The organism is Micromonospora sp. NPDC005194, assembly GCF_040608335.1.
Taxonomy (GTDB): domain Bacteria; phylum Actinomycetota; class Actinomycetes; order Mycobacteriales; family Micromonosporaceae; genus Micromonospora.
The window spans coordinates 118,342-144,608 of the sequence record NZ_JBEXIA010000008.1; the positions used below are offsets into that span (position 1 = coordinate 118,342).

At 72.9% G+C, this 26,267-nt stretch carries 26 protein-coding genes; 15 read left to right on the forward strand and 11 right to left on the reverse strand.

From position 1 onward, the window contains the following. Positions 1–10 precede the first annotated feature (10 nt). The gene (gene tilS / locus ABZU53_RS09440) at positions 11–1,003 is read left to right on the forward strand and encodes a tRNA lysidine(34) synthetase TilS (RefSeq protein ID WP_355064923.1); all 993 of its coding nucleotides are present in this window, start codon (positions 11–13) and stop codon (positions 1,001–1,003) included. Here the strand turns inward: tilS and ABZU53_RS09445 are convergent. Beyond that, positions 990–1,970, reverse strand: a complete 981-nt coding sequence (locus ABZU53_RS09445; protein ID WP_355064924.1) for a helix-turn-helix domain-containing protein — start codon at positions 1,968–1,970, stop codon at positions 990–992. The genes tilS and ABZU53_RS09445 overlap by 14 nt on opposite strands. A gap of 138 nt (positions 1,971–2,108) precedes the next feature. Here ABZU53_RS09445 and ABZU53_RS09450 point away from each other — a divergent pair, with 138 nt between their 5' ends. The 4 genes from ABZU53_RS09450 (at position 2,109) to folE (ending at position 6,183) form a co-directional block, all read left to right on the forward strand. Further along, on the forward strand, positions 2,109–2,258 hold the full coding sequence (locus ABZU53_RS09450) for a hypothetical protein (RefSeq protein ID WP_234587421.1): 150 nt from the start codon (positions 2,109–2,111) through the stop codon (positions 2,256–2,258). A 100-nt stretch (positions 2,259–2,358) separates the two neighbouring features. Further along, complete coding sequence (hpt, locus tag ABZU53_RS09455) at positions 2,359–2,934, forward strand: hypoxanthine phosphoribosyltransferase (protein ID WP_354860805.1); 576 nt, start codon at positions 2,359–2,361, stop codon at positions 2,932–2,934. Between the two features lie 529 nt (positions 2,935–3,463). Continuing rightward, entirely contained in the window at positions 3,464–5,482 is a 2,019-nt protein-coding gene (gene ftsH, locus ABZU53_RS09460) for an ATP-dependent zinc metalloprotease FtsH (RefSeq protein WP_355064926.1), read from the forward strand. 35 nt (positions 5,483–5,517) lie between these two features. Continuing rightward, positions 5,518–6,183 carry a GTP cyclohydrolase I FolE gene (folE, locus tag ABZU53_RS09465; RefSeq protein WP_355065033.1) on the forward strand — a complete coding sequence of 222 codons (666 nt, stop codon included), beginning with the start codon at positions 5,518–5,520 and terminating at the stop codon, positions 6,181–6,183. Between the two features lie 131 nt (positions 6,184–6,314). Here the strand turns inward: folE and ABZU53_RS09470 are convergent, their stop codons facing one another. Together ABZU53_RS09470 and ABZU53_RS09475 are read right to left on the reverse strand one after the other, a co-directional pair. Beyond that, on the reverse strand, positions 6,315–7,016 hold the full coding sequence (locus ABZU53_RS09470; protein ID WP_355065035.1) for a hypothetical protein: 702 nt from the start codon (positions 7,014–7,016) through the stop codon (positions 6,315–6,317). Positions 7,017–7,062: 46 nt separating this feature from the next. Further along, complete coding sequence (locus ABZU53_RS09475; RefSeq protein WP_355064928.1) at positions 7,063–9,624, reverse strand: FtsK/SpoIIIE domain-containing protein; 2,562 nt, start codon at positions 9,622–9,624, stop codon at positions 7,063–7,065. A 194-nt stretch (positions 9,625–9,818) separates the two neighbouring features. Here ABZU53_RS09475 and ABZU53_RS09480 point away from each other — a divergent pair, with 194 nt between their 5' ends. Continuing rightward, positions 9,819–10,376 (forward strand): hypothetical protein, encoded by a 558-nt coding sequence (locus tag ABZU53_RS09480; protein WP_355065037.1) that lies wholly within the window; start codon positions 9,819–9,821, stop codon positions 10,374–10,376. Here ABZU53_RS09480 and ABZU53_RS09485 read toward each other — a convergent pair whose 3' ends face one another. Genes ABZU53_RS09485 through ABZU53_RS09515 form a run of 7 tightly spaced genes read right to left on the reverse strand, consistent with a single transcriptional unit; the run spans position 10,377 to position 18,796 of the window. Next, positions 10,377–10,976 (reverse strand): hypothetical protein, encoded by a 600-nt coding sequence (locus tag ABZU53_RS09485; protein WP_355064930.1) that lies wholly within the window; start codon positions 10,974–10,976, stop codon positions 10,377–10,379. It lies immediately after the preceding gene. Between the two features lie 13 nt (positions 10,977–10,989). After that, entirely contained in the window at positions 10,990–12,165 is a 1,176-nt protein-coding gene (locus ABZU53_RS09490) for a M23 family metallopeptidase (protein ID WP_355064932.1), read from the reverse strand. After that, positions 12,162–12,719, reverse strand: coding sequence for a hypothetical protein (locus ABZU53_RS09495; RefSeq protein WP_355064934.1), 558 nt, complete (start codon positions 12,717–12,719; stop codon positions 12,162–12,164). The genes ABZU53_RS09490 and ABZU53_RS09495 overlap by 4 nt, the downstream gene beginning before the upstream one ends. Continuing rightward, on the reverse strand, positions 12,716–14,674 hold the full coding sequence (locus ABZU53_RS09500; RefSeq protein WP_355064936.1) for an MFS transporter: 1,959 nt from the start codon (positions 14,672–14,674) through the stop codon (positions 12,716–12,718). The genes ABZU53_RS09495 and ABZU53_RS09500 overlap by 4 nt, the downstream gene beginning before the upstream one ends. 1 nt (position 14,675) lies before the next feature. Further along, complete coding sequence (locus ABZU53_RS09505) at positions 14,676–18,056, reverse strand: ATP-binding protein (protein ID WP_355064938.1); 3,381 nt, start codon at positions 18,054–18,056, stop codon at positions 14,676–14,678. Between the two features lie 49 nt (positions 18,057–18,105). Next, positions 18,106–18,468, reverse strand: coding sequence for a hypothetical protein (locus ABZU53_RS09510; RefSeq protein WP_007466101.1), 363 nt, complete (start codon positions 18,466–18,468; stop codon positions 18,106–18,108). Between the two features lie 13 nt (positions 18,469–18,481). Continuing rightward, the gene (locus ABZU53_RS09515) at positions 18,482–18,796 is read right to left on the reverse strand and encodes a hypothetical protein (protein WP_030327982.1); all 315 of its coding nucleotides are present in this window, start codon (positions 18,794–18,796) and stop codon (positions 18,482–18,484) included. 346 nt (positions 18,797–19,142) lie between these two features. Between ABZU53_RS09515 and folP the strand changes: the two genes are divergently transcribed. From folP to ABZU53_RS09550, 7 genes are all read left to right on the forward strand, one after another. Next, on the forward strand, positions 19,143–20,027 hold the full coding sequence (gene folP / locus ABZU53_RS09520; protein WP_355064939.1) for a dihydropteroate synthase: 885 nt from the start codon (positions 19,143–19,145) through the stop codon (positions 20,025–20,027). Between the two features lie 11 nt (positions 20,028–20,038). Further along, positions 20,039–20,404: a dihydroneopterin aldolase gene (gene folB, locus ABZU53_RS09525; protein WP_355064941.1), complete on the forward strand. Its 366-nt coding sequence runs from the start codon at positions 20,039–20,041 to the stop codon at positions 20,402–20,404. Further along, the gene (folK, locus tag ABZU53_RS09530) at positions 20,401–20,928 is read left to right on the forward strand and encodes a 2-amino-4-hydroxy-6-hydroxymethyldihydropteridine diphosphokinase (RefSeq protein WP_355064943.1); all 528 of its coding nucleotides are present in this window, start codon (positions 20,401–20,403) and stop codon (positions 20,926–20,928) included. Before folB ends, folK begins: the two co-directional genes overlap by 4 nt. Before the next feature lie 19 nt (positions 20,929–20,947). Next, on the forward strand, positions 20,948–21,487 hold the full coding sequence (locus ABZU53_RS09535) for a DUF3180 domain-containing protein (RefSeq protein ID WP_355064944.1): 540 nt from the start codon (positions 20,948–20,950) through the stop codon (positions 21,485–21,487). A gap of 118 nt (positions 21,488–21,605) precedes the next feature. Further along, positions 21,606–22,820 (forward strand): ABC transporter permease, encoded by a 1,215-nt coding sequence (locus ABZU53_RS09540; RefSeq protein WP_355064946.1) that lies wholly within the window; start codon positions 21,606–21,608, stop codon positions 22,818–22,820. Between the two features lie 52 nt (positions 22,821–22,872). Further along, positions 22,873–23,181, forward strand: coding sequence for a hypothetical protein (locus ABZU53_RS09545; protein WP_234587453.1), 309 nt, complete (start codon positions 22,873–22,875; stop codon positions 23,179–23,181). A 56-nt stretch (positions 23,182–23,237) separates the two neighbouring features. Further along, positions 23,238–23,738, forward strand: a complete 501-nt coding sequence (locus ABZU53_RS09550) for a hypothetical protein (protein WP_354861103.1) — start codon at positions 23,238–23,240, stop codon at positions 23,736–23,738. A gap of 54 nt (positions 23,739–23,792) precedes the next feature. On the opposite strand, the gene ABZU53_RS09555 is transcribed toward ABZU53_RS09550, so the two are convergent. After that, entirely contained in the window at positions 23,793–24,797 is a 1,005-nt protein-coding gene (locus tag ABZU53_RS09555) for an ABC transporter ATP-binding protein (RefSeq protein WP_355064948.1), read from the reverse strand. A 2-nt stretch (positions 24,798–24,799) separates the two neighbouring features. On the opposite strand from ABZU53_RS09555, the gene ABZU53_RS09560 reads away from it, so the two are divergent. Both ABZU53_RS09560 and ABZU53_RS09565 read left to right on the forward strand, forming a co-directional pair. Further along, entirely contained in the window at positions 24,800–25,486 is a 687-nt protein-coding gene (locus ABZU53_RS09560) for an ABC transporter permease (protein WP_354861107.1), read from the forward strand. After that, positions 25,483–26,220: an ABC transporter permease gene (locus ABZU53_RS09565; RefSeq protein ID WP_354861108.1), complete on the forward strand. Its 738-nt coding sequence runs from the start codon at positions 25,483–25,485 to the stop codon at positions 26,218–26,220. Before ABZU53_RS09560 ends, ABZU53_RS09565 begins: the two co-directional genes overlap by 4 nt. Positions 26,221–26,267: the final 47 nt, after the last annotated feature.

Genomic DNA, 26,267 nt, shown 5'->3' on the forward strand with positions numbered 1-26,267 from the left:
CCGTCCGTCGATGGGCGCGCTCGCGCCGCCGGTGGCCGCGATCCGGGTGGCGGTCCGCCGCGCGCTGACTCACCTGCCGTCCGGCGGCCCGGTGCTGGTCGCCTGTTCCGGTGGCGCCGACTCACTCGCCCTGGCGGCGGCCACCGTGTTCGTGGCGCCCCGCCTGGGCCGGACCGCCGGCCTGGTGACCGTCGACCACGGCCTGCAGGCCGGCTCGGCGCAGCGCGCGGAGGCGGTGGCCGGCTGGGCCAGAGAGGCCGGTTTCGCGCCGGTGGTGGCGGTGCGGGTGCGGGTGGCCGGGCGTCCGGGTGGCCCGGAGGCGGCGGCCCGGGAGGCCCGCTACGAGGCGTTGACCGAGGCGGCTCGGCAGCACGAGGCGGTCGCGGTGCTCACCGGGCACACCCGCGACGACCAGGCGGAGACCGTGCTGCTCGCGCTCGCCCGGGGCGCCGGTCCACGCGGGCTGGCCGGGATGCCCGGCCGGCGGGAGCTGGCCGGGGTGCCGCTGCTGCGCCCGCTTCTGGAGATCGGTCGGGAGCAGACCCGCGCCGCCTGTGCCGCGCTCGGTCTCAGCGCATGGCAGGACCCGCACAACACCGACCCGTCGTACGCCCGCTCCCGGGTGCGGGCCGACGTGCTGCCGGCGTTGGTGCGGGCGCTCGGGCCGGGCGTGGTGGACAACCTGGCGCGTACCGCCCGACTGGTGGCGGCGGACAACGCCGCCCTCGACGAGACGGCGGCGACGGCGCTGGCGGCGGCCCGGCACCCCGCCGGTGGGCTCGCGGTGCCGGAGCTGGCCGGTCTGGCCGCCGCCGTACGCGGTCGGGTGCTGCACGCCTGGGCGCGGGAGCTGGGCGCGGTGCCCGGGGCGCTGTCGCACCGGCACGTCGCCGCTCTGGACGCCCTGGTCACCGACTGGCACGGTCAGGGTCCCACCGACCTGCCCGGGGGTGTCCGCGTACTCCGTCGTGGCGACCGGCTGACAGCCCTCAGCTCGGGCTGAGAGCCCCGGCGCCGTCCGCCCGGTCCCGGAAGGTGGTCCGGTAGCTGTGCGGGGTGGCGCCGACCCGGCGGCTGAAGTGGTGGCGCAGCGCGGCCGCGTCGCTGAAGCCGGCCTGGTCGGCGACGGCCTCCACGCTCAACGGGGTCTCCTCCAGCAGCCGTCGGGCGAGCAGCACCCGCTGGTTGGTGAGCCAGTCGTGCGGCGTGGTGCCGGTCTCGGCGCGGAACCGGCGGGCGAACGTGCGCGGGGCCATGCCGGCGCGGGCGGCCAGCTCCTCCACCGTGATCGTCCGGTCCAGGTGCCCCATCAGCCACTCCAGCACCGGCTCCAGGGTCGGCGCCTCGGGGGCCCGGGGGATGGGCGCCTCGACGTACTGCGACTGGCCGCCGTCGCGGTGTGGCGGGACCACCATCCGCCGGGCCAGCCGGGTCGCCGTGGCCGAGCCGTGCACCTGGCGGATCAGGTGCAGGCAGGCGTCGATGCCGGCCGCCGTGCCGGCGCTGGTGAGCAGCCGACCGTCCTGGACGTACAGCGAGTTGCAGCGCACCCGGGCGCGGGGATGCCGGCGTTGCAGCTCGTCGACGTAGCGCCAGTGGGTGGTGCACTCCCGGTCGTCCAGCAGGCCCGCCGCACCGAGCAGGAAGGCGCCGGAGCAGACGCTGAACAGGTGCGCGCCGCGCGCGTCGGCCCGGCGCAGCGCGTCGAGCACCGGGTCGGGAATGACGGTGCCCGCGCTGTGCGCGGGGACGGCCACCAGGTCGGCCTCCTCCAGCGGGCCGAGGTCGGCGTTCGGGGTGAGGTGGAAGCCGGCGGACGTCCGGACCGCAGCGCCGTCGGGGCTGCACACGTCGAAGCGGTACGCGGGGAAGCCGTCGGCCGTCCGGTCGGTGCCGAACACCTCGGCCAGCACACCGAGCTCGAAGGGAGCGACCTGGTCGAGGGCGAGGACGGCGACGGATCGGAGCATGTGACGAGGGTAACCCGAGAGGTGGCAGTAAATCGATGCCCAGTGGCATCTCTGCCACTGTCCGGCCGGCGGGAGTCGGCGCAGACTGGTCTCAGTCCGGTGCGCACCGGCGGCGAAACCGACAGCAACCATGCGAAAGTGAGCGCCGCCATGGAGTTCCTGCTCTTCCTCCTGTTCCTCGTCCTGCTCGTCGCCGCCTCGGCGGCCGGCCTCACCGCGGACAGCCACGACTCGGCCGACTGGAAGCCCAGCGAGGACGGCCGCCGCTGGCGGTCTCGCACCAGCTGATGCGTTTGATGCCCTTTGCGCCGAAGATCCCCGGCGGGACCGCACCAAAAGGTGCGGCCCCGCCGACGGAGGCCATCCGACGTACGGCAGGCTAGGAGTCATGGCTGACGGCTCCTGGTACGACGCCGACATCGACCACGTGATCATCTCCGAGGCGCAGATCCGCGAGAAGACAGCGGAGCTGGCCAAGCAGGTCTCCGCCGACTACGCCCACGTGGGCGACGGACTGCTGCTGGTCTGCGTGCTCAAGGGCGCGGTGATGTTCATGGCGGACTTCGCCCGGGCGTTGGGCCGCAACGGCCCCCCGGCCGAACTCGACTTCATGGCCATCTCCTCCTACGGCCAGGGCACCACCTCCTCCGGAGTGGTCCGCATCCTCAAGGACCTCGACCGGGACATCGCCGGCCGGCACGTCGTGGTCGTGGAGGACATCGTCGACTCCGGCCTGACGCTCTCCTGGCTGCTGCGCTACCTGGAGTCGCGCTCGGCGGCGAGCGTCGAGGTGGTCGCGCTCTTCCGCAAGCCGGAGGCGGTCAAGGTGCCGGTGGCCGTGAAGTACGTCGGCTTCGACATCCCCACCGAGTTCGTGGTCGGGTACGGCCTCGATTTCGCCGAGCGGTACCGGGAGCTGCCCTACGTCGGGGTGCTCAAGCCCGAGGTCTACGCCCGGTCCTGATGCCGGCCGACCGTCCCGACGGGTCGCGCCCGGCGGCGTGAGAGCAACTCGCATCGGTATTCGTCAAGCCGACGTTCAGCGGGCTCCCAGCTGTTCCGGTTACCGTGGAGCCCGGTGGCGCGGAGGCAACTCCGTGCCCGGCTCCTCGACCGCGTGACCGGGCGTGCGGGTGGCCGGGCTGGATTCCCCGCCACGCCGGTTCTTGCCCGGACCCGCCGTACGTCCTGGTGCGGGGCTGGCGAGGCCGCTCACGGAGCCCGTCGTCGATGGCGACGGAGAACCGAGGGCGGGGCTCGCGGGCTCACTCCTCGCGTACACGGGGCCTTCGATTGATACACCACTGCGGGGCTCGCAAGCTCACTCCTCGCGTACACGGTGTACCGTCGAATGACCGCGGCGCGGCAGTTTTCGCGCCTCGGGGTCGAGGCCGGCCCGCACGGCGGCTCCGACGCCGCCCAGGGCGGCGACACCATCAGACGGTCAGGACGTCGATCAGGAGGATGCGGGCGCTCCGGCGCTCGACAACAGTATGGAACGTACGCGTTTCTTCCGCCGACCGGTGGTCTGGATCATCCTGGTCATCCTCGGCGCCGTTGTGCTCAGTCAGCTGTTCACCGCTGGTCCCAGCTACCACCGCGTGGACACTTCCGTTGCGCTCGACCAGCTCCACACCGCCCAGATCAACAAGGTCGTCTTCCAGGACAAGGAGCAGACGCTCCAGCTGGACCTGAAGAACAAGACCAAGTTCGGTGAGACCAACACCGACCGGATCGAGGCCCAGTTCCCGTACCAGGCTGGGGACGAGATCTGGAACCAGGTGCTGGACGCCAAGGCGGCCAACCGGGTCACCGGCCCGGCCGACGCCAAGGTCTCGTCGGACAGCATCTGGGTGAGCCTGCTGGTCAACCTGCTGCCGATCGCGCTGCTCGTGCTCCTGCTGCTGTTCTTCATGTCGCAGATGCAGGGCGGCGGCTCCCGGGTGCTCAACTTCGGCAAGTCCAAGGCGAAGATGATCACCAAGGACACTCCGAAGACGACCTTCGCGGACGTCGCGGGTGCCGAGGAGGCCGTCGAAGAGCTGTACGAGATTAAGGACTTCCTGCAGAACCCTGCGAAGTACCAGGCCCTGGGCGCCAAGATCCCGAAGGGCGTGCTGCTGTTCGGCCCGCCCGGCACCGGCAAGACGCTGCTGGCCCGCGCGGTCGCCGGCGAGGCCGGGGTGCCCTTCTACTCCATCTCCGGCTCCGACTTCGTCGAGATGTTCGTCGGTGTCGGCGCCAGCCGGGTCCGCGACCTGTTCGAGCAGGCCAAGACCAACGCCCCGGCGATCGTCTTCGTCGACGAGATCGACGCTGTCGGCCGGCACCGTGGCGCCGGCATGGGCGGCGGCCACGACGAGCGCGAGCAGACGCTCAACCAGCTGCTCGTCGAGATGGACGGCTTCGACACCAAGGGCGGGGTCATCCTGATCGCGGCCACCAACCGACCGGACATCCTCGACCCGGCGCTGCTGCGCCCGGGCCGGTTCGACCGGCAGATCCCGGTGGACGCCCCCGACATGGAGGGCCGCAAGGCCATCCTGCGGGTGCACGCCAAGGGCAAGCCGTTCACCCCCGACGTCGACCTCGACGCGGTGGCCCGACGTACCCCGGGCTTCAGCGGTGCCGACCTGGCCAACGTGATCAACGAGTCGGCCCTGCTCACCGCCCGCAAGGACCAGCGGGCGATCACCAACGACTCGCTGGAAGAGTCGATCGACCGGGTGGTCGCCGGTCCGCAGCGCCGCACCCGGGTGATGAGCGACAACGAAAAGAAGATCACCGCGTACCACGAGGGTGGCCACGCGCTGGTCGCCTGGGCGCTGCCGCACGCCGCGCCGGTGCACAAGGTGACGATCCTGTCCCGTGGCCGCTCGCTGGGCCACACCCTGGTGCTCCCGACCGAGGACAAGTACACCCAGACCCGCGCCGAAATGATCGACACCCTGGCGTACGCCCTGGGCGGCCGGGCCGCTGAGGAGCTGGTCTTCCACGAGCCCACCACCGGTGCCGGCAACGACATCGAGAAGGCCACCCAACTGGCCCGCGCGATGATCACCCAGTACGGCATGAGCTCCAAGCTCGGCGCGATCAAGTACGGCACCAGCGGCGACGAGCCGTTCCTCGGCCGCAACATGGGCCACGAACGGGACTACTCGGACTCGGTGGCCGCCGAGATCGACGGCGAGATGCGGGCACTTGTCGAGCTGGCGCACGACGAGGCCTGGGAGATCCTGGTGGAATACCGGGACGTCCTGGACAACATCGTGCTCGAGCTGATGGAGAAGGAAACCCTCTCCACGGCCGACATGGCGCGGATCTGCTCCCGGGTGGTCAAGCGCCCGCCGCTGGCACCGTACAACGGCTTCGGCAAGCGCCAGCCCTCCACCGAGCCGCCCGTGCTCACCCCTGCGGAGAAGGACAAGCTCAAGGCGCAGGCCCAGGCCGACGGCGCGCAGGCGTCGGTCGGCGGTGGGGCACCGTCCAACAACTCGGACGGTACGCACTGAGCAACGACCCGACGGCCAGCTCCCCTCACCGGGAGCTGGCCGTCTCCGCGACCGAACCCGACGGCGACGACGAACTGGACTACGTGGCCGCGCGGCTGATCAGCGGCAAGCTGACCGGTCGCCCGGTGGAGGACGCCGTCGACCTCGGCCGGATCGAGAAGGCCGTCCGAGAGATCCTGATCGCGGTCGGCGAGGATCCGGACCGCGACGGGCTCCAGCAGACCCCGGCCCGGGTTGCCCGCGCGTACGCCGAACTCTTCGCCGGCCTGCGGGTCGACCCGGCCCAGGTGCTCAGCACCACCTTCGAGGCCAACCACGAAGAGCTGGTGATCGTCCGGGACATCGACGTGATGAGCCTCTGTGAGCACCACCTGCTGCCGTTCCGCGGCAGCGCGCACATCGGTTACATCCCCGGCCCGGACGGGCGGATCACCGGCCTGTCCAAGCTGGCCCGCCTCGTGGAGGTCTTCGCCCGCCGACCCCAGGTGCAGGAGCGGCTCACCTCGCAGGTCGCCGACCTGCTGATGAGCAAGCTCGCCCCGCGTGGCGTCGTCGTCGTGCTCGAATGCGAGCACATGTGCATGGCGATGCGGGGCATCCAGAAGTCCGGTGCCAAGACCATCACGTCGGCGGTGCGCGGCGTCCTGCAGTCCGACTCCAAGTCGCGGGCCGAGGCGATGGCGCTGATCATTCCCCGCTGACCTCCCGGACGCGACAACGGCCGTCCGCCCCCTTTCGGGACGGCCGGCTGTCGCGTCTTGAGGGTGGCCGGCCGTCGCGTCTGCGGGGTGGTCCGCTCGTCAGCCGGTCAGCCGGTCAGCCGGTCAGCCGGTCAGCCGGCCAGCAGGGCCAGGAGCAGGCCGGCCGTGACCAGCACCGCCGGCACCAGGCAGACCAGCGCACCGAGGCGCACCGTCCGGTCCAGCCGCTCGTCGGGGCTCGCCTGGAACAGCCGACCGACACCCACCCAGCCGACGACGAAGGCGACCGCCGGCATCGGAAGGCCGCCGATCAGGGCCGTCACGCTGGCCGGGCCCGTACCCGTCGTCGCGTACACGATGACCTGGATCAGCGGCACCAGCAGCGCCAACGGCCCGTACACCAGGAGGTTGCGGGCCCGCGTGGGCCAGGAGGCCGGTCGGAGGCCGCGACGCGCGGCCAACGCCGCGTCCGCGGCCTCGGCCCGACCCCGCGCGGCCCGCAGCGCCGCCAGTACTGCGGCCGGGCCGCCGACCATCGACCGGGCCGCCTCGGTCAGCTCCGGCGGCGACGGCACCAGCGAGATCGCCGGTACGCCTCGCTCCCGCAGCCGCTCCTGCTGACTCGCCAGCCCGGCACGCACGACCGTCAGTTCCTCCCGGGCGGCCTCCGCCGAGCGGGCCTGCTCACCGGCGGCGGCAGCCGCGCCGCGCCGGACCGCATCCAGTTGCCGCGCCGCCGCCAGGTACTCGGCCCAGCCGCTGACGGGTTCGACGGCCGTCGGCGTGCCATCGCCGTCCGCCCCGGCGGTCCGCTGCCGCCCCGGCCCGGTCACCGTAACGTTCGACCCCACACCGACACCTCCCGCGTGCACCGCCCGCTCACCCCACCTTGTCGGCGAACGGCACCAGGACCGTGCCCCGCTCGTCCGGACCGTCCCACAGCGCCGCCCGGTCCGGGTGTGCCCGCCACTGGACCGGCCGGCCGAAGACGGCGGCGAGCTGCGCCGCCGGCACGTCCAGCACCACGACGGCGGCGAGCTTGTCGACCTCGCCGTCCGGCTCCAGCAGCGCGGCGAACGGCGGCACCGCCCGCCACCAGCCCAGCAGGTGCCGGCCCGCCGGCGGCCCGTCCCGCAGCAGCGCGCGCAACCGGTCGGCCGGCAACTCCCGTGGCCCGGGCCGATCCAACCCGAAGACCACCAGGTACGTCGGCAGCTCCCCATCGGTGTCCGCGAGCAGCGTCGGCACGTCCACCAGGCACGCCGGATGGCGGGCGGCCAGCTCGGCCGTCAACGCCTCCGCCAGGGGGCGTGCCCCCTGGTCCGGCGCGGCCACCAGGAACCGGGCGGTGCCCGGCGGATGATGAGCCGCGGTGCTCCGGGCCGCCGTCGCCAACAGGCCACCCGCCGCCGGCCCCGAGCCCAGCACCGCGAGGTTGCGCCCGGCCGCTGGCCCCATCGGAACGGCAACCGTCGTACGGGCCACGTCCACCGCCCGGCCGAGCAGAGCGGCCGGCCCGTGTGCCTGGCCCGCCAGAGCCGCCCGGTGACGCGGATCGTTGCTCAGCAGCGGGCGAGCGTAGCCGGCGAACACCACCGGTGGCGCCGAGCCGGCCGGCCGAGCCTCCCACAGCTCGTGCCGCAGTTGCTCGACGACCTCCGGATGGTCCAGCGGATCCGGGTGCCGGATCAACCGCTCGTGGCCACGGATCGCGCCCCGGGGACCACCGAGCCCTCCGGCGGTGTTCACCACCGCGCTGCCCACCGGCAGCCCCGCGGCCGAGTCGTTGGTCGGCTCCAGCACCGGGCCGCCGCCCGGCAACGCCACCCGCACCGGGAACTGTCCGAGAACCGAATCCCGGTGCCCGGCGTCCGCGCGGCCACTCAATCCCAGCTCGCCCGCGCCGGCCAGCACCAGGTGTACGCCGTACGCCCGACCGGCGCGCGCCAGCCCATCCACCTGCGCGGTCAGCTCGGCGGCCAGCCGATCCCGCTCGGCGAAGAGCAGCGGCACATTGTCCACCACACAGACGATGCGGGGCAGCGAGCGGTGCTGGCGCAGCTCCGCGAAGCGCTGCCCACCGGCCCGCCCGGCGGCCTCCGCGCGGCGTTGCACCTCGGCCGTCAGCTGGTCGAGCAGGTCGCGGACGTACTCCCGGTCGGCGGCCATGGCCGCGGCCCGCACCTGCGGGATCCAGGAGCGGTCCCGCTCGGTCTGCAGAAACTCCACGAACGACTCACCGTCGCCCAGATCCGCCAGGTAGAGCGCCAGGTCGTCCGGGCCGTACCGGGCGGCGAGCCCCAGCAGCGCGGTGGTCAGGAACGCCGCACGTCCCGCCCCGGACCGGCCACTGACCAACCAGTGCGGGGTCAACTCGGTGAAGCCCAGCGGCACCGGCCGGCCCCCGGCGTCACCCACCATCGTGGTGAGACTGTCCGAGGAGTCCGCCTCCCAGAGCCGCTCACCCGTCGCCGGCAGGAGATCGGCCAGTGCCAACCGGGAGCCCGCCTCCACCTGGGCGGCGAGCCGTCGACAGACCGCGTCGACGAGATCCGCCGGCGGGTCCGTCTCCACGAAGACCGGTGAGTTCAACCCGCCCGGTGGCTCGGCTCCGGGGCCCGCGAACGACGCCCCCGGTGGGTCGCCGAGCAGCGCGTACGCGTTGCGCAGCACCAGTGAGGTGGCCTGCGGCAACGGCGCCCGGGACGCGTACGGGCCCGGTGGCGGCCAACCGGCCACCACCAGGTGCAGGCCGGCCGTGGGCCCCTGCTCGGCCAGCGCCTCGATCCGCGCCAGGTCGGTCGGACCGGTCAGCTCCGGCAACGCGGCGACCACCAGCAGCAGGGTGCGGTCGTGGCGACGACGCCCGCTCGCACCCGGGGTCACCCACTGCTCCGCCTCCGTCAACACCGCCCGCAGACCCGCCACGTCCACCGCCGGTGGCGGCAGCAGCCCGGCATCGGCCAGCGCGCCGAACGGCGTGAGCACCGCACCCGTGGCGTCCACCGCGCGCACCAGCAGCGCCCCGGCGGGCGCCCCGCCCAGCAACCGCAGCAGCACGGCCCGCAGCAGCCCCGCCACCCGGGGCTCCCGCGCATCGGTGTCCACACTCAGGTGCCCGGCCCCGATCAACGGCACGAGCGCGGGGAAACGGGCGTCATCCAACGGTGCCGCCGTACCCACCCGCACGAAGGGCGGCGGGCCGTCACCCGCCGGAGAATCCACGGTGAGCGAGTCCAGATTGGCCCCGGACCAGCCCGGGGCCAGCCGCGCGGCAACCACCCGCAGTCGGTCGGCCAACTCGTACTGGCGGCGCTGATCCGCGGGGGCCGGTCGAGTCTCGTCGAGGATGCCGGCGGCGGCGGTCACGACAGCTGCGGCCCGGCGGTGCAGTGCCGCCGCTCGGTTCGTGCGTGCCTTCGGACCGGCCACCGTGTCCACCCCCTCACCCGAGGTTGGCAACCCCTCCCCGAGCAGTGACGGTATCCCAGCCGGAGCCGCTCCTCCGGGAGGTACCGCGGTGGTGCGCCGGTGTTGTCGCGGATCTCACCGGTGGGGAGGGGTCCGTCACGATCCGCTGGATCTGAGGCATTGGCTCCGGGCCGTCCAGCCGTTAACTTCAGGAGGTGGAATCAGTGCAGCCCCCCGCCGGTTCCCAGGTCTCCCGCGTACCGGCCCAACGGACCCCGTCCGAGCAGCTGCCGCCGGCCCCGCCAGCGCCGGCGCCACAACCGCGCCGCCGCCGACTGCGTACGGTGCTCACCGTGGTCGGTGGGGTGCTCGCCCTGCTCTGCCTCGGCGCGGTGGCGACGGGGTACGTGCTGTACAACCGCGCGGCCGCCCCCGACCGCAGCGCCCCCGACGTGGCCGTCGACAACTACCTACGCGCCTTTCTGGTGGACCGCAACGACGCACGAGCCGACCAGTACACGTGCGAGGGCGGGACGCAACTGGAGCCACTTCGCGCGCTACGAGCCGACCTGCTCACGCGTGAGGATCGCTTTAGGGTCACGATTTCGGTCAGTTGGGGCAGCCTCGGCTTTCAGAAGCAAGGCGACGTTGCTGATGTTCAGGTCACTCTGGTCATTTCCGCCTTGGTGGACGGCACAAGGCAAAGCGAGCGACAGTCCTGGCAATTCAACACCCGGTTAGGCGAAGGGTGGCGAGTATGCGGCGGGCAACCGGCGGCTTGATCACTCGATCCACAGCAGATGGACCGGAACCTCCAGGGTGGTGGGTGATTGGCCACGCCAGGCCCAGCGGTACCACTCCACTTCGGGCGTGATCCGCACGCAGATGTCGCCTTCGGCCCCCGAGTAGGTCTCGGTGACGGCCCGCATGTCCCGGTGTTCCAGCCCACCCTCGACGTGCACCACCCGGCGTCCGGTGACCGCGTCCGCCTCGAAGACGGGCGTGGGGGACCGATGGGACGGCCCGTCCAGCGAGACCAGCCGGATTCCGGTGTCCCGGGTGCCCTCCGATCCGGGCCGTTCGCCGACCGTCTCCACCCAGACCCGCTCCACCGGCACCAGCGGCGCGAACACCTCGACCTGGTCGGCCTCGGCCCGGTACCACTCGTGCTCGGGGATGACCGGCACGTAGGTCCGGGCACCCTGCACGACGCGGTCGTCCGCGCGCAGATCCCCTCGCCAGCCGAGCCCGGGCAGACCGACCAGCACCCGCTGCCCGCGTAGCTCCACGCGTCCGGTCGCGGGCACGATGGTCAGTGGGCGGGGCGGCCGGGGTGCCCAGTCGGGCTGGTCGGCGAACGGGTCCGGCATCGGTCCGGTCATGCCCGTGACAGCCTCACTCCGCGGCGCGCAGCGGGGCGCCCCGCTCGCGCATGAACGGAATCGGGTCGACCGCGCCCCGGCTGGACCGGTCGTTGCGCAGGTGCACCTCGAAGTGCAGGTGCGGGCCGGACGAGTTACCGCTGCTGCCCACCTGCCCGATCACCTCGCCGGCCGGCACGATCTGATCGGGTGCGACCCGGGGATGGACCACCATGTGGCAGTACCGGGTGATGTAGCCGCCGGCGTGCAGGATGTCGACGAACCAGCCACAGCCGCCCTTGCCGGGGTACCCGTCCACGTCGCAGCTCCGCCGTCCGCGATTGTCCGGGTCGCAGCGGGCTACCAGCACCCGGCCGGCAGCCGCGGCGCGGATCTCGGTGCCCTTGGCCGCTCCGATGTCGACACCGTTGTGGCTGGGTCGCTCGGCGGTCCGGAAGCCGGAGCCGACGTCACCGGAGATCGGCGCGGTCCAGCCGGAGGCGGCGATCTGGCCGCGCTCGGCGGCGTCGCAAACCGCCTTGCCGTTGATCTCGACGGTGCGGGCTGCGCCACCGGCCAGCGCGTCCACGATCTTGCTGGCCAGCTCCTCGTGCTTGGCATACGCGTCCGGATAAGCGCTGATCTGCACCTGCTGGGCCACGACGGTCAGCGGTCGGCGCTGCCAGCTGCGTACCTTCACGAGCTTTTCGTAGAACTTCCGGGCCGTGTAGGCGGGAGTCATCCGCTCGGCGACCGAGCCCCATCCCGGCCGCTGCTGGAACAGACCCAATGAGTCGTGGTCCGCGCCGACGCCCTCGTGCGGCAGGGCGAGAGAGGCGGGCACCCCGGTGTTCGCCAGATTACGCAGCGCGGACTCCTGCATCGCGGTGGCCAGGGCGATCACCCAGCCACGCGAGGGCACCCCCATGTCCTGACCGACCTTGATGATGATCGCCGCGTTGCGGATCTGCGCGTCGCCATACTCGGCAAACCGGGGCAGTTCGCCGGCGATGTCCACCGGACGCACGGGTCCGCAGCCCCAACCGGCCAGGGCATCCCCGTCCTCCGCGTCGCCGCCGAGACCGCTGAGAAAGAACGCCGCGGTGCCTCCGGTGCAGCAGAGCAGGAGCAGCACCCCGGTGAGCACGGAGGCGATCACGCCGACCCGAATCGGGCGGCGAAGAGCACGGCCTGCTCGGCCGGCGGTCACTGTCGCTCCCAGTCCACCACGTCGACCAGCCAACCCTCGTCCGCCACCACCAGCTCCAACCGGAGCCGCCCGGTGTCGAGCGGTAGCAGCACCTCGACGAACGTGTCGGTGCGCGATCGCACCGATGGTGGGCCGGTCACCTCCTCGGCCGGCACTCCGCCGGGCTCGGCGCCGGCCAGCTTCTCGGTCAGCGCCGGCGTCGACAACGGCCGCAGGCCGGCCTGCCACTGTTCCGCCGTCATTCCGGGTCGGCCGAGCCAGGCGGAGGCGAACCGGTCGGCGGTCTGCTCCGGCGTGCGGGCGCCGGGCCGGGTGACCGGCGACGGCGGAGCCTCGGTGGAGGTCACCCCGTCGTCACCGGCCGTCGGGTCGACGGTGGTGATCGGCCGGTTCGGTCGGCTGCTCAAGCCGTCCGCCGGGTCCATCGGGCCGGACGCGAGGCGGGCCGCCCCGATCATCCCGAAGACCAGTACCGCGATCACCACCGCCACTCCCAGTCGGGACCGCAGCGCCCGGGTGAAGAGGAATTCCAGGGCCCGTCGCATCGCGGTCACCGAGCCTCTGAGCGCACCCGCGGTCCGGTGCGGTCCGGCGCACGTTCGGTGGAGCCGGGCCGGTAGACCACGAACGACGGGTTCTCCGACGGCACGTCCGGTTCGGTCCAGGTCGCCGGCTGCCGTCGACGGGGCTGCGGTGGCACCGGACGACCTCGGTTGCCGGTCTCCTTCGTCGGCGCCTCATCGGCGCGTTCCTGACCGTCCGGTCGACCGTCGCTGGCGCCTCGGCCCGCGACCGGGGTTGGCGTCGGCGTCGGGGCCGGGTCTTCCCGGCGTGCCTCCGGGCGCAGCCGGGTCTGCTCGGCGTCCGGCGACCGGCGGCGTCCGCCCACCGGTTCCATCGTGCCCCCGGGCTCGGCCACGTCGAGCCGAGCCGCCGTCCGCATGTCCCGGAAAAACCGGCGGTGCCAGGACCCCGCCGAGCTGACCGCCTCGCTGCTGTCCTTACCGCCGAGCTGGGTGATCCGCCGGTACGGCCGCAGCAGCAGCCAGCCGACCACTCCGCACAACCACACCAGCACCACCTGGAGCCAGCCGGGCAGCGTGGGCGTACTCATGATCAAATCGACCGCGAACAGGTAGATAGCGGCGCCGGTGCCGAAGATGGCGATGTTGAAGATCGCGGCGACCACGGCGTTCGCGAGCCGCCGCAGGCCGGCACTGGCCGGACGGAGCAACCCCACCGTGCCCAGGATGGGTGCCGCGATCACCGCCCATCGGAAGATCAGGAAGCCCAGCAGGACCAGCAGCGACGCGGTCAGGTCGAACATGGCGAACAGGACCGAGGCCAGCACCGCGATGAACCCGGCCCCGACCCGGTCCATGTCCCGGACACCCTGGAGGTACTCGTACGCCTCCGGGTCCTCGGTCTGGATCTGCTCGGCCACCCGCGCCCACTGCTGCTGCTTGGCCTTGATCGTCGCCTCCCGGGTGGCCGGGTTGGCGCGCAGCTTCTCGACCTCGTCCCACGACAGCGCCTTGGCGTCGTACAGCGCCGGACCGTACTTGCGGGCCGTCTCACTGTCCGCCGAACCGAGCACGCCCCGTAGCCAGTTTCGATATAGCATCGCCTCGGTGGCGGTGTCGCTGGCTCGCACGGCAGGTGGACGCTTGTCAACACACGCGTCCGGGTTGGGAAGAGCACAGCGGTCCGGTGGAGTATCCCGGGCTGCCGGGCCCACCGCGTCGTGCACCACGCCCAGCGAGGTGACCAGCGTGCCGTCCGCGATGTTCGCCGACTTGACCGGCCAGGCGGCGAGGGCGGTGACCGCGACCATCACCAACAGAGCCCAGCCGGCGGTGGTCATGGCGTTGCTCATGTCGGACTGGCGAGATCGCCAGAGCAGATAGAGCCCCACCACGCACAGCGTGACGATCCCGAAGACGCTGAACACCTTCTCGTAGACGGCCTTGGTCGCCTTCTCAACCAGCGGGTCGGCCCAGCCCCACATCGACCGGGGGTCCCAGGCGCGTTCTCGTAGCGCATTGGAGGCGCCGACGATCGCGGTGGCCACCATGAACTCGCCGTTCGCCACTGTGGTGGTGAACTTGTAGTCCGGATGCAGGACCGACGACGCGCAGCCGCCGGGGATGTCGTACGTCGGATAGCTGTATCCGGCGTAGCCGTAGTCGCTGTAGAGCCCCTTCGGCCCGGGTTGCTTGGCGGAGTCCGGACGACCGGCGAACCAGCCGGCGAGGCCGGAGTCGGGCGTGCCCGGGGTCGGCGCGTTACGGCACTTGACCTCGTCCTCGCTGACCGCCTGGAGCTTCCCTACGCAGGCCCGGAAGTCCGCTTGCCATTCGGCTGTCGTGCAGAGGTCGGCTCGGGCCTGGGCGACCGGTGGCGCGGCTGCGGCCGCCTCCGCGCCGAGCAGCGGCCAGCTGAGGGTGGCCCCGGCCAGCACGCCGAGCGCGAGCAGGAACGACGCGATCCGTGCCCGGGGCCCAGCCATGTCACGCCTCCAGATCCGGCAGGGAGATGCTCGGCAGGACTCCGGCCGCCGCGGCGATCGCGGCGGGCGTCGTGTCGAGGTGGTCCAGCAGGCCGTCGACGTACGAGACGTCGACGCGGACCTTCTGCACCCGACCGTCGACGTCGCGCATCACGAACTCCCGGAAGCCGAGGCGGTCGGCCGAGTTGGTGTCGGCGGCGGAGAGCGAGGCCAGGGTGGCCTCGTACCCGTCGTTGACCGGCACCCGCAGCAGCCGAAGCGCTTCGGAGGCGATCTCGGCGTCCTCGGCGATCCGGCCGACGAAGACGGTGGAGACCAGGTTCTGCACGTCGAGGCCGAGGATGTCGCGGGGGTTCTGCGAGGCGACCAGCGCCGCGAGGTTCCACTTTCGGGAGTCCCGGGCGAGCCGGACCAGGAACGAGCGGCCCGACCGCCAGCCTTCCATGAAGTGCGCCTCGTCGAGGCCGACGAGCTTTCGGGACGACATCGACCCGCCGTAGCAGCGGCGGACGGCGAGCCGGTGCGCGGTGTGCAGCATCGGCAGGGCGAGGGCCTCCTCGGCCGACCAGTACTCTCGTTCGATCTTCAGGTCGGGCAGCCGGAGCCCGGCCATCGTGATCACGGTGAGCGCCGCGTCGGCACCGAGCAGACCCTCCGGCGGCCGACCGAAGAAGAGCATGGCCAGCGGCATCTCGGCGGTGTCCAGGAGCAGGTTCGCCAGCTCCTTGCCGGCGTCGTCGTCGAGCCGGCCGAGGCAGCTCACCACGTCGTCCAGGGTGGACGTCTCCTCGGCGGGGACCTGCCGGACGGCGTGCCGGAACAGGGTGGCGGTCGACGCCTCGCGGGCCACCTGCGGCGGCACGAGCATCATGCAGATGTCCTGGACCAGCATGCGCCGCTCGGCCCGGGCGTTGGAGACCGCGATCTCGAACTCGCGGTCACCGGGGGCGCCGGTGGCGAACTCACTGCGCAGTGGCGTCGGGATGAGCGAGTAGGGCGCCAGGGTGCCGTGGTCCGACCCGGTCAGGTTCAACACCCGGGAGTACGGCCGCAGCTCCGGCATGGCGCAGAGCCGGGCCAGCGGCCCGGACGGGTCGAGCAGGGTCACCTGGACCCCCCGTCGGGCGGCGAGATAGCCCAGCGCGCCGAGCAGGGTCGACTTGCCACCGCCCGGCTCGGCCACGAAGACCGCGAGCCCGGAGCGTTCGCGTACCTCCATGGGGAAGTGCAGGTCGAGGAAGACCGGGCGGCGGCAGGTGCCGGCGGTACGCCCGATGAGGTCGCCCCGGCGGTCACCGACGGTGGACGCGGCCTGGGGAAGCGCGGCAGCGAGCAGCGGGACCGGCATCCGGCGGACGTAGCCGGTGTTGGCGATGGGCTCGCCGGGGATGAACTCGCGAGCCAGCCAGTCCTGGTTCTTCGGGTGCTGCAGGGAGATGCGCAGCTCCCGGGAGTAGAGCTGGATGAGCCGCCGGGCCCGCTCCAGGCACTCCTCCCTGGTCCGGCCGCCGACCGCGATCCGGTGCCAGCCGTGGGCGCGGGCCGAGTCGACGGGCAGCCCGGTGGTCATCTCGTCGCCGATCACCAGCGCCCGCTTGGCGAGGCGTTCCAGCTCCGGTGGCGCGTCGATGCCGTGCTCGGCGTAGTCGAGCTGCTGGGAGCGGATCATCCGCAGCCGGTGTTCGAGATTGCGGAACGAGTCGCCGGATCCGAGGATGTCGACCCGGGTGGAGATCTCCATCGGCCAGGGCAGTCGCTCGTGGAAGTGCAGCCAGGGCTCGTGCCGTTCCGGGATCTCCAGCGGCTCCATCCGGCCGACGGCGAGCACTGCCACGTGCCGTTCCTCGCCGGTCATCCGGTTGACCAGTTTCACGGTCGAGCCGTACGGGGTGCGGTAGCGCTCGACCTGCTCGGTCAGGGCGAGCAGGTCACCGCGCTCCCAGCGGCCGTCGGTCACCGGGGAGAGCCGGCCCGGGGGCGCCATGCACAGCGCCACCGAGCGGTAGAGCAGCCACTCCAGCTCCTGGGCGGTGACACGTCGGCCGCGCATGCCGAACGCGCCGAGAACCTCGTCGAACTGTTCCACGGTGCGGCCCAGTTTGCGACGCTCGCCCTCGGCGGTGCCCCGGCCGAAGGTGCGCAGCAGGCGTTCGGTCATGGAGTCGCCGAGGGAGCGGCGGGCGAAGGTGACGCCCAGGTAGGTCTGCCCCTCGGCGTGGTTGACGGCCATGAGGTGCCGCTGGGCGGCGACCAGGTGGTCCGCCCAGCCGGTGGTGCCGGCCACGTCGGGTAGCGGTGCCGGGGTGTGCGCGTCGATGGTGCGCGCCCACTCGTCGGCGGGGAACGGGCGGGTGGTCCGGCGCAGGTGCAGCCGGAAACCGGCCAGGCCCGCGTACTGCTCGGAGATCGCCGACAGCAGCGCCTCACGCTCGGCGTCCGGGCGGAAGGCCCAGCGGACCTCGGGCAGCCAGTACCAGGCGGTGACCGTGTTGGGGGTGAAGGTCAGGTGGCCGGCGATCTCGGTGATGGCCAGCTCGACCGACGGATCCCGGTCTCCGAATTTGATCTTCGGGGCGCGGACCCGGGTCGGCTTGATCGGCCGGTCCTGGTTGCTCGCGGCCCGCTGGCGGGGTGGGGCGACTTCCTTTCCGGCCCCCTTGGGTCGTTCCGACCCGGGGCGGCGTGGCGCCCGCTCCAGGGCCGGCCGGTCGCTCGGGGCGGCGGTGGCCGGCCGTTCCGCCGGCGCGGCCTGACGCTGCACCGATGCCGTCGGTGGGACGACGGGTGCGGCGCTGGACGTCCGAGGTGCCGGGCCGGTGGCCGTCGACGCGGACGCGCCTGCGGCGGTCGGCTCGGGGTCGTCAGAGGAGTACCGCATCGGGCGTCGGTCACCCGCCTGATGCGGCACCCGGGACTCGCCGGCCGGGTAGGCGTCCGCCCGTCGTGGCTCGACGGGCGGTCGGTCGCTGGTGGACCGGTCGTCGGGCGTCCACGGTGGCTCCAACTCGGGCGCCGGTCGGGCCGGGGTCGGGGCGACCGCGGGCGGCTGCTGCGGGACCGTCGGCTGGCTCCGGGTCGCGGGGCCAGCCGTCACGGCCCGTGGACCACCAGGTCGCGCGCCACCGAACAGGTCCAGGAACGGCGAGTCGATGTCGGCGTTCTCGCCGGCCGAGACCGCGCTGGGCTCGGCGGGCGGCGTCCGGCGGGTGACCGGCCGAGGTGCCTGGAACACACCGACCGCGCCGTGGCCGGGCGAGGTCACCAGCGCGGGGTCGAGCGCCACCTCGTCCTCGGCCTCGGGGTAATCAAATGACTGCGCACGGTGACTGGCCGGCACGGCCGGGCGGCCGGCCGGTGAACCCGGCGTGGAAGAGCGACTCATGCGACCGCCTCACCCGCGTCGTGCAACAGACCGCTCGGCGTACGCCCGGTCATGCCAGCTCCTCCCGGATCCTGATCCGGCTGCCGACCAGACGCGGGTCGCGCTGCTCGATCGCCGGCTCCCGGGTACGTCGCCAGTCGGTCAGCGCGGTGCGGATGACCACCCGCGCCGGCCGGTCGGGGTCGACGTGCCGGAAGATGAACGACGTGGTCACGATGGCGAGCGCGATCTCCCAGGCTGGGAAGAGTTCGACAGTCAACGTGAACAGCCAGTGGATGAACATGTAGAGGGGGACGAGCAGCATGAAGAGCCCGTACTGGGCGTAGGGCAGGTGGACCGGAAGGGTGTAGCCGGGCGGCCCGAGGTAGACCAGGCGGGCCCGGTAGATGTCGTCGTCGGTGCGTAGCCGCATCTGGTGAACGCGCCTATTCGAAGATCAGGTCGATCAGGTAATCGCCGACGAAGAAGAGTGTGGCCGCGCCGGCGATGAAGGCCAGCCCGACGATGGCGATCGCGGAGCTGGTCAGCACCTTGGAGATCTCGCCCCGGCTGGCGCGACCGATGAAGATGACGCCCAGGACGGCGAGCAGGATCGGCGCGATCTTGCTGGCGAAGAAGGTGACGACACTGTTGGTGTCGATCCCCTTCGGTGCCGGCTCCGCGAGTGGAGCCGACGCCAGGGTGGAGAGCGCGTGGGCGACGCCGGAAGACGCCGTCTCCATGAGCTCGAAGGCGATCACTGGAACCTCCCCATAGCGCGGCCGGCGGTGCCGCAGCGGTGCAATGGACGAGCCTGGCGGGAAATGTCCTCCACAGGGCGCAGCGTTCTTGACCCTGCGTTCGTTACTCACCACGGAGGGTGGCGAGGTTTGGGCGTTTTTCCCCCGCTTCGGCCCTCCCTCCAAGCTTCGCCATCTCGATGCTGGCCAATTCCAAAGCGTACGGGCCGCCCCGGATTGCGACAAGCCGCGAAGGGACTGCCTGCTGCTGCCCGGATGACCGATCGTACACCTGTTCTAACGAGCACGTCAGGGGTGGTCGACCCGGGCCGCCGGGTACCGCCACCACGACCGGTACCGTCTAGTCGTGACCGATCTGGTACGGGCTCCGGGCCCGGTGGTGATGGGCGTCCTCAACGTCACGCCGGACTCCTTCTCCGACGGCGGACGGTACGCCGACCTCGACGCGGCCGTCGGACACGGCGTCCGTCTGCGCGAGGCCGGGGCGCACCTGATCGACATCGGCGGTGAGTCGACCCGTCCCGGCGCCGAGCGGATCGACGCGGTGACGGAGGCCGAGCGGGTGCTGCCGGTCATCCGCGAGCTGACCGCCGCCGGTGTGCCGGTCAGCATCGACACCAGCCGGGCGCGCGTGGCCGAGGCCGCGTTGGGCGCCGGCGCGGCGGTGGTCAACGACGTCTCCGGCGGGTTGGCCGACCCCGACATGGCCCGCGTCGTCCGCGACGCCGGCTGCCCCTGGGTCCTGATGCACTGGCGGGGCCACTCCCGGCAGATGCGCGACCTGGCCAGCTACACCGACGTGGTGACCGATGTGCGGGGCGAGCTGGCACAGCGGATCGACGAGGCGCTGGCCGCCGGGGTCCCGGCGGACCGCATCGTCATCGACCCCGGCCTCGGCTTCGCCAAGACGGCCGCCCACAACTGGGAACTCAGCGCTCGCCTGCCGGAGCTGCTGGACCTCGGGTACCCGCTGCTCTTCGGCGCCAGCCGCAAGTCCTACCTCGGTCGACTCCTCGCCGGCGCCGACGGCACACCGCGACCCACCGCTCAGCGGGAGGCCGCCACCGTGGCCACCAGCGTGCTCGCCGTCGCGGCGGGCGCCTGGGGCGTACGCGTGCACGACGTGCGCGCCACCGTGGACGCGCTCGCCGTCTGGGCCGCCACCGGCAGCCCGCGCCTGGTGCCAGCCAGCCCGGCTGGGCGGCCCGTACGAGCGGCCGCCGGCCGGTGAGAGGGAGACCGATGAACGACCGGATCCAGTTGACCGGCCTGCGTGCCCGCGGCCGGCACGGGGTGTACGACTTCGAGCGCGCGCAGGGGCAGGACTTCGTGGTCGACGCCGTCCTGGAGTTGGACCTCGCCCCGGCGGCGGCCAGCGACGACGTCACCGCGACGGTCCACTACGGCGAGCTGGCCGAACGTCTGGTGGCGGTGGTGACCGGCGAGCCGGTCAACCTGATCGAGACCCTCGCCGACCGGCTGATCGCCGTCTGCCTGGCCGACGAGCGGGTCCGCACCGCCACGGTCACCGTGCACAAGCCGGAGGCGCCGGTGCCGCACACGTTCACCGACGTGGCCGTCACGATGACCCGGACGCGTACCCGATGACCCGGGCCGTGCTCTCGCTCGGCAGCAACCTCGGCGACCGCCTGGAGCACCTCCGGACGGCCGTCACCACGCTCGGCGACACCGTGCTGGTGGTCTCCGGCGTGTACGAGACTCCACCGTGGGGGGACGCCGACCAGCCCGCGTACCTCAACGCGGTGCTGCTGGCCCAGGACGCCGCCGCCACGCCCCGCGACTGGCTGGAGCGGGCCCGGGCCGCGGAGCGCGCGGCCGGCCGGGTCCGTGACCCGCAGCGGCGGTTCGGGCCGCGCACCCTCGACGTGGACGTGATCGCGGTCTGGGGCGACGACGACGAGCCGGTGCTCAGCGACGAGGAGGAGCTGACCCTGCCGCACCCCCGGGCGCACCTGCGCGCGTTCGTGCTGCGACCGTGGATCGACATCCAGCCGTACGGGCGGCTGCCCGGCCACGGCTGGTTGACCGACCTGCTCACCGCCGGCCCGGTCGCCGACGACGCGCTGGAACTGCGTCCCCGGCCGGAACTGGCGTTAGAGTCGACGGCATGACCCAGTGGAGCCGGCCGGCATGACGCAGGCGAAGTCCCCACCACCGGGCGGGCCGGGCCCGGACCGGTCACGGATGGGTCCCACCCGGATCTCGACCCTGGTCGTGGCCGCCCTGGGCGCGGCGGCGGTGGCCTGGCTGCTGATCAGCAGCCTCTACTACAGCGGCATCCCCCGTCTGCCGTGGCTGCCGGTGGTGACGCTTGCCGCGCTCGCGGTGCTGGAGGCGTACGCGGCCGTCAACACCCGCGGTCGCATCGAGCGCAAGCCCGGCCGGGATCCGGTGAACCCGTTGATGGTCGCCCGGTTCGTGGTGCTGGCCAAGGCGTCGGCGCTGGCCGGGGCCATCTTCGCCGGTTTCTACGCCGGGCTCAGCGGGTGGCTCTTCGTCGAGACCACCCGGGCCGCCATCGACGATCGGCCGGCCGCCGCGGGCGGGCTGCTGGCGTCGCTGGCGCTGGTGGGGGCCGCGCTCTGGCTGGAGCGGTCCTGCCGGGTCCCGGAGCGCCCGGACGACGAGCACGAGCCCGACCAGCGCCAGAGCCGTCCCGGCCAGCGCTGAGCAGGGGGTTACGCCTGGCTCCGGGCGCGGGTACGGTGCCTCCGATCGGAGAGCAACGGCCGCCCCCGATCCGTCCGTGCGCCGGACCGGGACGGCCGGCCACTGGGGAGGCGGTGCCATGGGGTACGAGGACACGGGCCGGGACCGGTCGGTCGAACCCTCGTCCGGGGTTCCTGTCGCCGTCCTGGAGAACGTCTTCGACGATCCCACCCACGGCGAGCCGGGCCGGGACCGCGTCGGTGTGCACATGTTGTGGGAATTCCTGCTGCTGGTCGGTCTCGCCGCCCTGGGCTGGCTGCTCTGGCGGGCCGACCCGGACACGCTGCGCGGCGCCGGTCTGCGTACGTTGCTGGTCGGCGCGGTCGGCCTCGGGCTGCTCGCTCTCGCCGCCGGGCTGAGCCTGCGCACCGCCGTCCCCAACCTGGCCGTCGGGCCGGTCGCGGTCGCCGCCGCGCTGCACTACGCGGAACAGGGCGATCGAGGGCTGGCGACGTCCGTGGGGTCGGCCGTCGTGGTCGCCGCGGTGGGCGGTCTCGTGTTGGCGCTGGCCGTGGTGGTGTTACAGGTGCCCGCCTGGGCGGCGAGCCTGGCCGCAGCGGCCGGAGTCGTGGTGTACATCGAACGTCGTTCGACGTCGATTCTGGTGCAGGGGGACTACGACCCGAGGCGTACGGCCGGCTACCTCTTCGCCGGGTTCGCCGCCGTCGCGGTTTTCGGCGGTCTGTTCGGCACGATCAGGTCGATCCGCCGGCTGGTGGGTCGGTACCGGCCGGTGGCCGACCCGGCCCGGCGCCGGGGCGCGCTGGCAGCCGTGGTCGCCGCCATCGCGCTCGTCGGTTCCACGGTGCTGGCCGCGCTCGCCGGTGTCCTGCTCGCCGCCAACGGCCCCGGGGCGGTCACGCCCACCTCCGGGCTGGACTGGACCGTCCTGGCCATCGGCGTGTCCCTGCTCGGCGGCACCAGCGCGTACGGCCGCCGCGGCGGGGTGTTCGGCACGGTGCTGGCGGTCGGCCTGGTCACCGTCTTCCAGGCGTACGCGCCGGAGCGCGACTGGACGGTGAGTCACTGGGCGCTCGGTGGCGTGGCGCTCGGCGTCGGGCTGCTGGTGACCCGGCTGGTCGAGACGTTCGGGCGGCCCCGGCCGGGCCACGTGGAGAAGATCGAGCCGGTCGGCGACGGCACGATCAGCACGGGATGGAACGTGCCCCGGCAACAGTCGGCCGACAACTGGCCTCCGACGCTGCCGACACCCCTCGCGCCGGAATCGGCCGACCCGTGGCGTGACCCCCGCTGGGAGACCGGCCCGCGGCGCTGGGACGCCGACGACCGGTGAGCCGTGTCCCGTCCGCCGAGCCGGCGCTGATCTCGACCGTTAGGCTCGCCGCATGACCGACACACCTGCCGCCACCCCCGGCGGAACCTCGTTCGAGGAACTCGATGCGCTGTCCACGGAGGAGCTGCGGGAGCGGGCGTTCGCCCGGGCCCGGGAGCGTCGCGACGTGGGGTTCTACTGGTCGGTGCTGCGGCACCTGCCGAACGCGGACGAGGCCACGGTGCTGGACGGCGCGCCGAACTCGATCGGCCCGACCATCGACGAGGCGAACGCCTTGTGGCGGGAGCTGACCGGGCACGGCTACGAGGAGTCGGCGCCGCTGCTGCGGGCCGCCTTCATCGACTACCTGCTGAAGCACTGAGCCGTTCGGGGCAGCCCAGGTCCGCCCGGCCGGCCGGCACGGGACCTGGGCGGATCATGGGACTCGTCCGTACGGGCCCGGTCAGCGGCTACGGGACGGCCGCCGGCACCGGCGCGCTCGCCGTACTGCTGCTGGTCGGCATCTGTGGCAGCCCGGCGTACACCGGCTGGGCCGCCGCGACGCTTACCGACCCGGACTCGGCCGGCGGCTTCTACCTGCGCCTGCTCGCCTGGCCGGCCTGGCGGCTGGACGCGGACGGGCAGGCCGGCGGTCTGTTCGCCGCCGACCTGCGGGCCGTCGCGCTCGTGGTCCTCGCGGTGGCGCTGCTCTATCTGCTGCCCGCCGCGCAGGTGGCCCGGGTGCCCGGCCCGGTCAGCCAGTTCTTCTCCGGCTGGGCCGCGTACGTGCTGGCCGGCGGGCTCGCCGCCGTGCTGGCGGCGCTGCTCGGCCCGGACCCGTCGCTGCTGGCAGCACTGCGAGACGCCAGCAGCGGCGCCGGCTACGGCTTCCTCACCGGCTGGATCATCGGCACCGCGAGCCTCGGTGGTCGCGCCTGACCCGCGCGACCCCATTCGGAACGGGTGACGCCGCCGGGCCGGTCAGCGGCCGGGTCAGCCCGTCGAGCGGCCCAGGTCGAGCAGACGCTGGCGGCTGAGCGCGCCCACCGGGCGGCCGTCGTCGGTCACGACGAGCTGGTCCCGCCCCGACGTGAGCAGTGCCGCCAGCGCGTCGTACGCCGTGCCGTCCAGCGCCACGGTGGGCAGATCCGCGGCGGCGCCTGGGGGCACCGGCTCCAGGGACTCCCGGTCGAGCGGGGTGACCGCCAGCCGGCGGATGCCCCGGTCGGCTCCGACGAATTCGCGGACGAACGGGGTGGCCGGTGCGCCGAGCAGGGCGGCCGGCGTGTCGTACTGCTCAAGGTGCCCGCCCTGGGAGAGCACGGCGATCCGGTCACCGAGCCGGACGGCCTCGTCGAGGTCGTGGGTGACCAGCACGATCGTCTTGCGGACCTCGGCCTGGAGGCGGAGGAACTCCTCCTGCAGGCGGGCCCGGACGATCGGGTCGACGGCCGAGAACGGCTCGTCCATCAGCAGCACCACCGGGTCCGCGGCGAGCGCGCGGGCCACGCCGACCCGCTGCCGCTGCCCACCCGACAGCTCGTGCGGATAGCGGCGGCCGAACTGGGCCGGGTCCAGACCGACCAGGTCGAGCAGCTCGTCGACGCGGGCCCGGGTCCGATCCCGGGACCAGCGCAGCAGACCCGGGACGGTCGCCACGTTCGCCCGGACCGTCTGGTGTGGAAAGAGGCCGACGTTCTGGATCACGTAGCCGATCCGGCGGCGTAGCCGCACCGGGTCGACGTCGGTGACGTCCTCGTCGCCGAGCATGATCCGCCCGGCCGTCGGCTCGATCAGACGGTTGACCATGCGGAGCACTGTCGACTTGCCGCAGCCGGACGGGCCGATCAGCACCACCAGCTCGCCGGCCTTGACGTCCAGGCTCAGGTCCCGCACGGCCTCGGTGCCGTTCGGGTAGCGCTTCTGGATGCCCTGCAGGGAGATCGACGCCGCGCGAGGGGATTCGGCCACGCTGGCGGCCTCCGGGGTAACGTCCACGTATGTCCTTCCGCCTGAGCTACCGGGCCGACCCGGGTAACCCCTGGTTCTCCTGGCAGTACGTGCGGGACAACTCTGACACGATCCTCGCCGCCATGCGCGAACACGCCTCCCTCACGGGACGCGCGGTGCTGATCGCGGTGCTGATCGCCCTGCCGTTGTCCGTGCTCGCGTACTGGGTCCGCCCGCTGGCCGGCCCGATCCTCGGCGTCACCGGCGTGATCTACACCATCCCGTCACTGGCGCTGTTCGCGTTCATCGCGCCGTACCTGGGCACCGGCGCCACCACCGTGCTGGTCGGGTTGGTCCTGTACGCGCTGCTGCTGATCGTCCGCAACGTGGTGGCGGGGCTCAACCAGGTGCCGCCGGAGGTCGGCGAGGCCGCCGAGGGCATGGGCTACGGCCGCTGGCGGCGGCTCTTCCGGATCGACCTGCCGCTGGCGATCCCCGGCATCCTGACCGGGTTGCGCCTGGCCACCGTGTCGACGGTCGCGCTGGTCACCGTCGGCGTGCTGGTGGGGCACGGCGGCCTCGGTCAACTGATCTTCGCGGGCTTCCAGAACAACCTCTACAAGGCCGAGATCATGACCGGTACGGTGCTCTGCGTGGCGCTCGCGGTGCTGCTGGACCTGCTGCTGGTCCTCGTCGGCCGGCTGGTCACCCCCTGGTCCGCCCGGGGCGTCCGGTGAGCGCCGCGGCCAACCCCGTGCACCAGGCGGTGCTCTGGCTCAACGACCCCCTGAACTGGAGCAACCCGGGCGGCATCCTGGACCGGCTCGGCGAGCACCTGACGATCTCCGCCCTGGCGGTGGCGCTGGGTTGCCTGGTGGCCTGGCCGGTCGGGCTGTGGCTCGGGCACACCGGCCGCGGCGGCGGTCTGGTGGTGCTGGTGTCCAACGCCACCCTGGCCATTCCCACCCTGGCGCTGCTGACCATCCTGCCGCTGACCTTCCTCGGCTTCGGGCGTACGCCGGTGGTGGTGGCGCTCGCCGTCTTCGCCATTCCACCGCTGCTGGCCAACGCCTACACCGGCGTACGTCAGGCCGACCCGGAGGCGCGCGACGCGGCCCGCGGGATGGGCCTGTCCGGCGGGCAGTTGCTGCGCCGGGTGGAGCTGCCGCTCGCGGTGCCGTACCTGGCGGCCGGCTTCCGGACCGCCGCCGTGCAGGTCATCGCCACGACCGCGCTGGCCTCGTTCGTCAACGGTGGCGGTCTCGGCGAGATCATCCGTACCGGATTCGGTCTGAGCATCGCCGCCGGTGGCGGGCAGATCGTGGCCGGCGGTGTGCTGGTGGCCGGGCTGGCACTGCTGGCCGAGCTGCTCCTCGGGGTCGTCGAACGCCTGGTCACCCCCCGTCCGCTGCGACGCGGACGGCAGCGCGCGGGCCGCGCCCGGCCCGCCGACGCCACCGGCCGCGCCTGACGCGCCGTCGCGATCCGTCCGGGTGAGCGGACGCCGAAGCGGCGACC

What these genes read in the sequence shown, in the direction of transcription:
- ABZU53_RS09535 (WP_355064944.1), top strand. Translation starts at nt 20,948, where the DNA reads ATGACGCAGGCGAAGTCCCCACCACCGGGCGGGCCGGGCCCGGACCGG.
- ABZU53_RS09550 (WP_354861103.1), top strand. Translation starts at nt 23,238, where the DNA reads ATGGGACTCGTCCGTACGGGCCCGGTCAGCGGCTACGGGACGGCCGCC.
- folB (WP_355064941.1), top strand. Translation starts at nt 20,039, where the DNA reads ATGAACGACCGGATCCAGTTGACCGGCCTGCGTGCCCGCGGCCGGCAC.
- ABZU53_RS09545 (WP_234587453.1), top strand. Translation starts at nt 22,873, where the DNA reads ATGACCGACACACCTGCCGCCACCCCCGGCGGAACCTCGTTCGAGGAA.
- ABZU53_RS09445 (WP_355064924.1), bottom strand. Translation starts at nt 1,970, where the DNA reads ATGCTCCGATCCGTCGCCGTCCTCGCCCTCGACCAGGTCGCTCCCTTC.
- tilS (WP_355064923.1), top strand. Translation starts at nt 11, where the DNA reads ATGGGCGCGCTCGCGCCGCCGGTGGCCGCGATCCGGGTGGCGGTCCGC.
- ABZU53_RS09485 (WP_355064930.1), bottom strand. Translation starts at nt 10,976, where the DNA reads ATGACCGGACCGATGCCGGACCCGTTCGCCGACCAGCCCGACTGGGCA.
- folK (WP_355064943.1), top strand. Translation starts at nt 20,401, where the DNA reads ATGACCCGGGCCGTGCTCTCGCTCGGCAGCAACCTCGGCGACCGCCTG.
- ABZU53_RS09505 (WP_355064938.1), bottom strand. Translation starts at nt 18,056, where the DNA reads ATGAGTCGCTCTTCCACGCCGGGTTCACCGGCCGGCCGCCCGGCCGTG.
- ABZU53_RS09510 (WP_007466101.1), bottom strand. Translation starts at nt 18,468, where the DNA reads ATGCGGCTACGCACCGACGACGACATCTACCGGGCCCGCCTGGTCTAC.
- hpt (WP_354860805.1), top strand. Translation starts at nt 2,359, where the DNA reads ATGGCTGACGGCTCCTGGTACGACGCCGACATCGACCACGTGATCATC.
- ABZU53_RS09560 (WP_354861107.1), top strand. Translation starts at nt 24,800, where the DNA reads ATGTCCTTCCGCCTGAGCTACCGGGCCGACCCGGGTAACCCCTGGTTC.
- ABZU53_RS09540 (WP_355064946.1), top strand. Translation starts at nt 21,606, where the DNA reads ATGGGGTACGAGGACACGGGCCGGGACCGGTCGGTCGAACCCTCGTCC.
- ABZU53_RS09500 (WP_355064936.1), bottom strand. Translation starts at nt 14,674, where the DNA reads ATGGCTGGGCCCCGGGCACGGATCGCGTCGTTCCTGCTCGCGCTCGGC.
- ftsH (WP_355064926.1), top strand. Translation starts at nt 3,464, where the DNA reads ATGGAACGTACGCGTTTCTTCCGCCGACCGGTGGTCTGGATCATCCTG.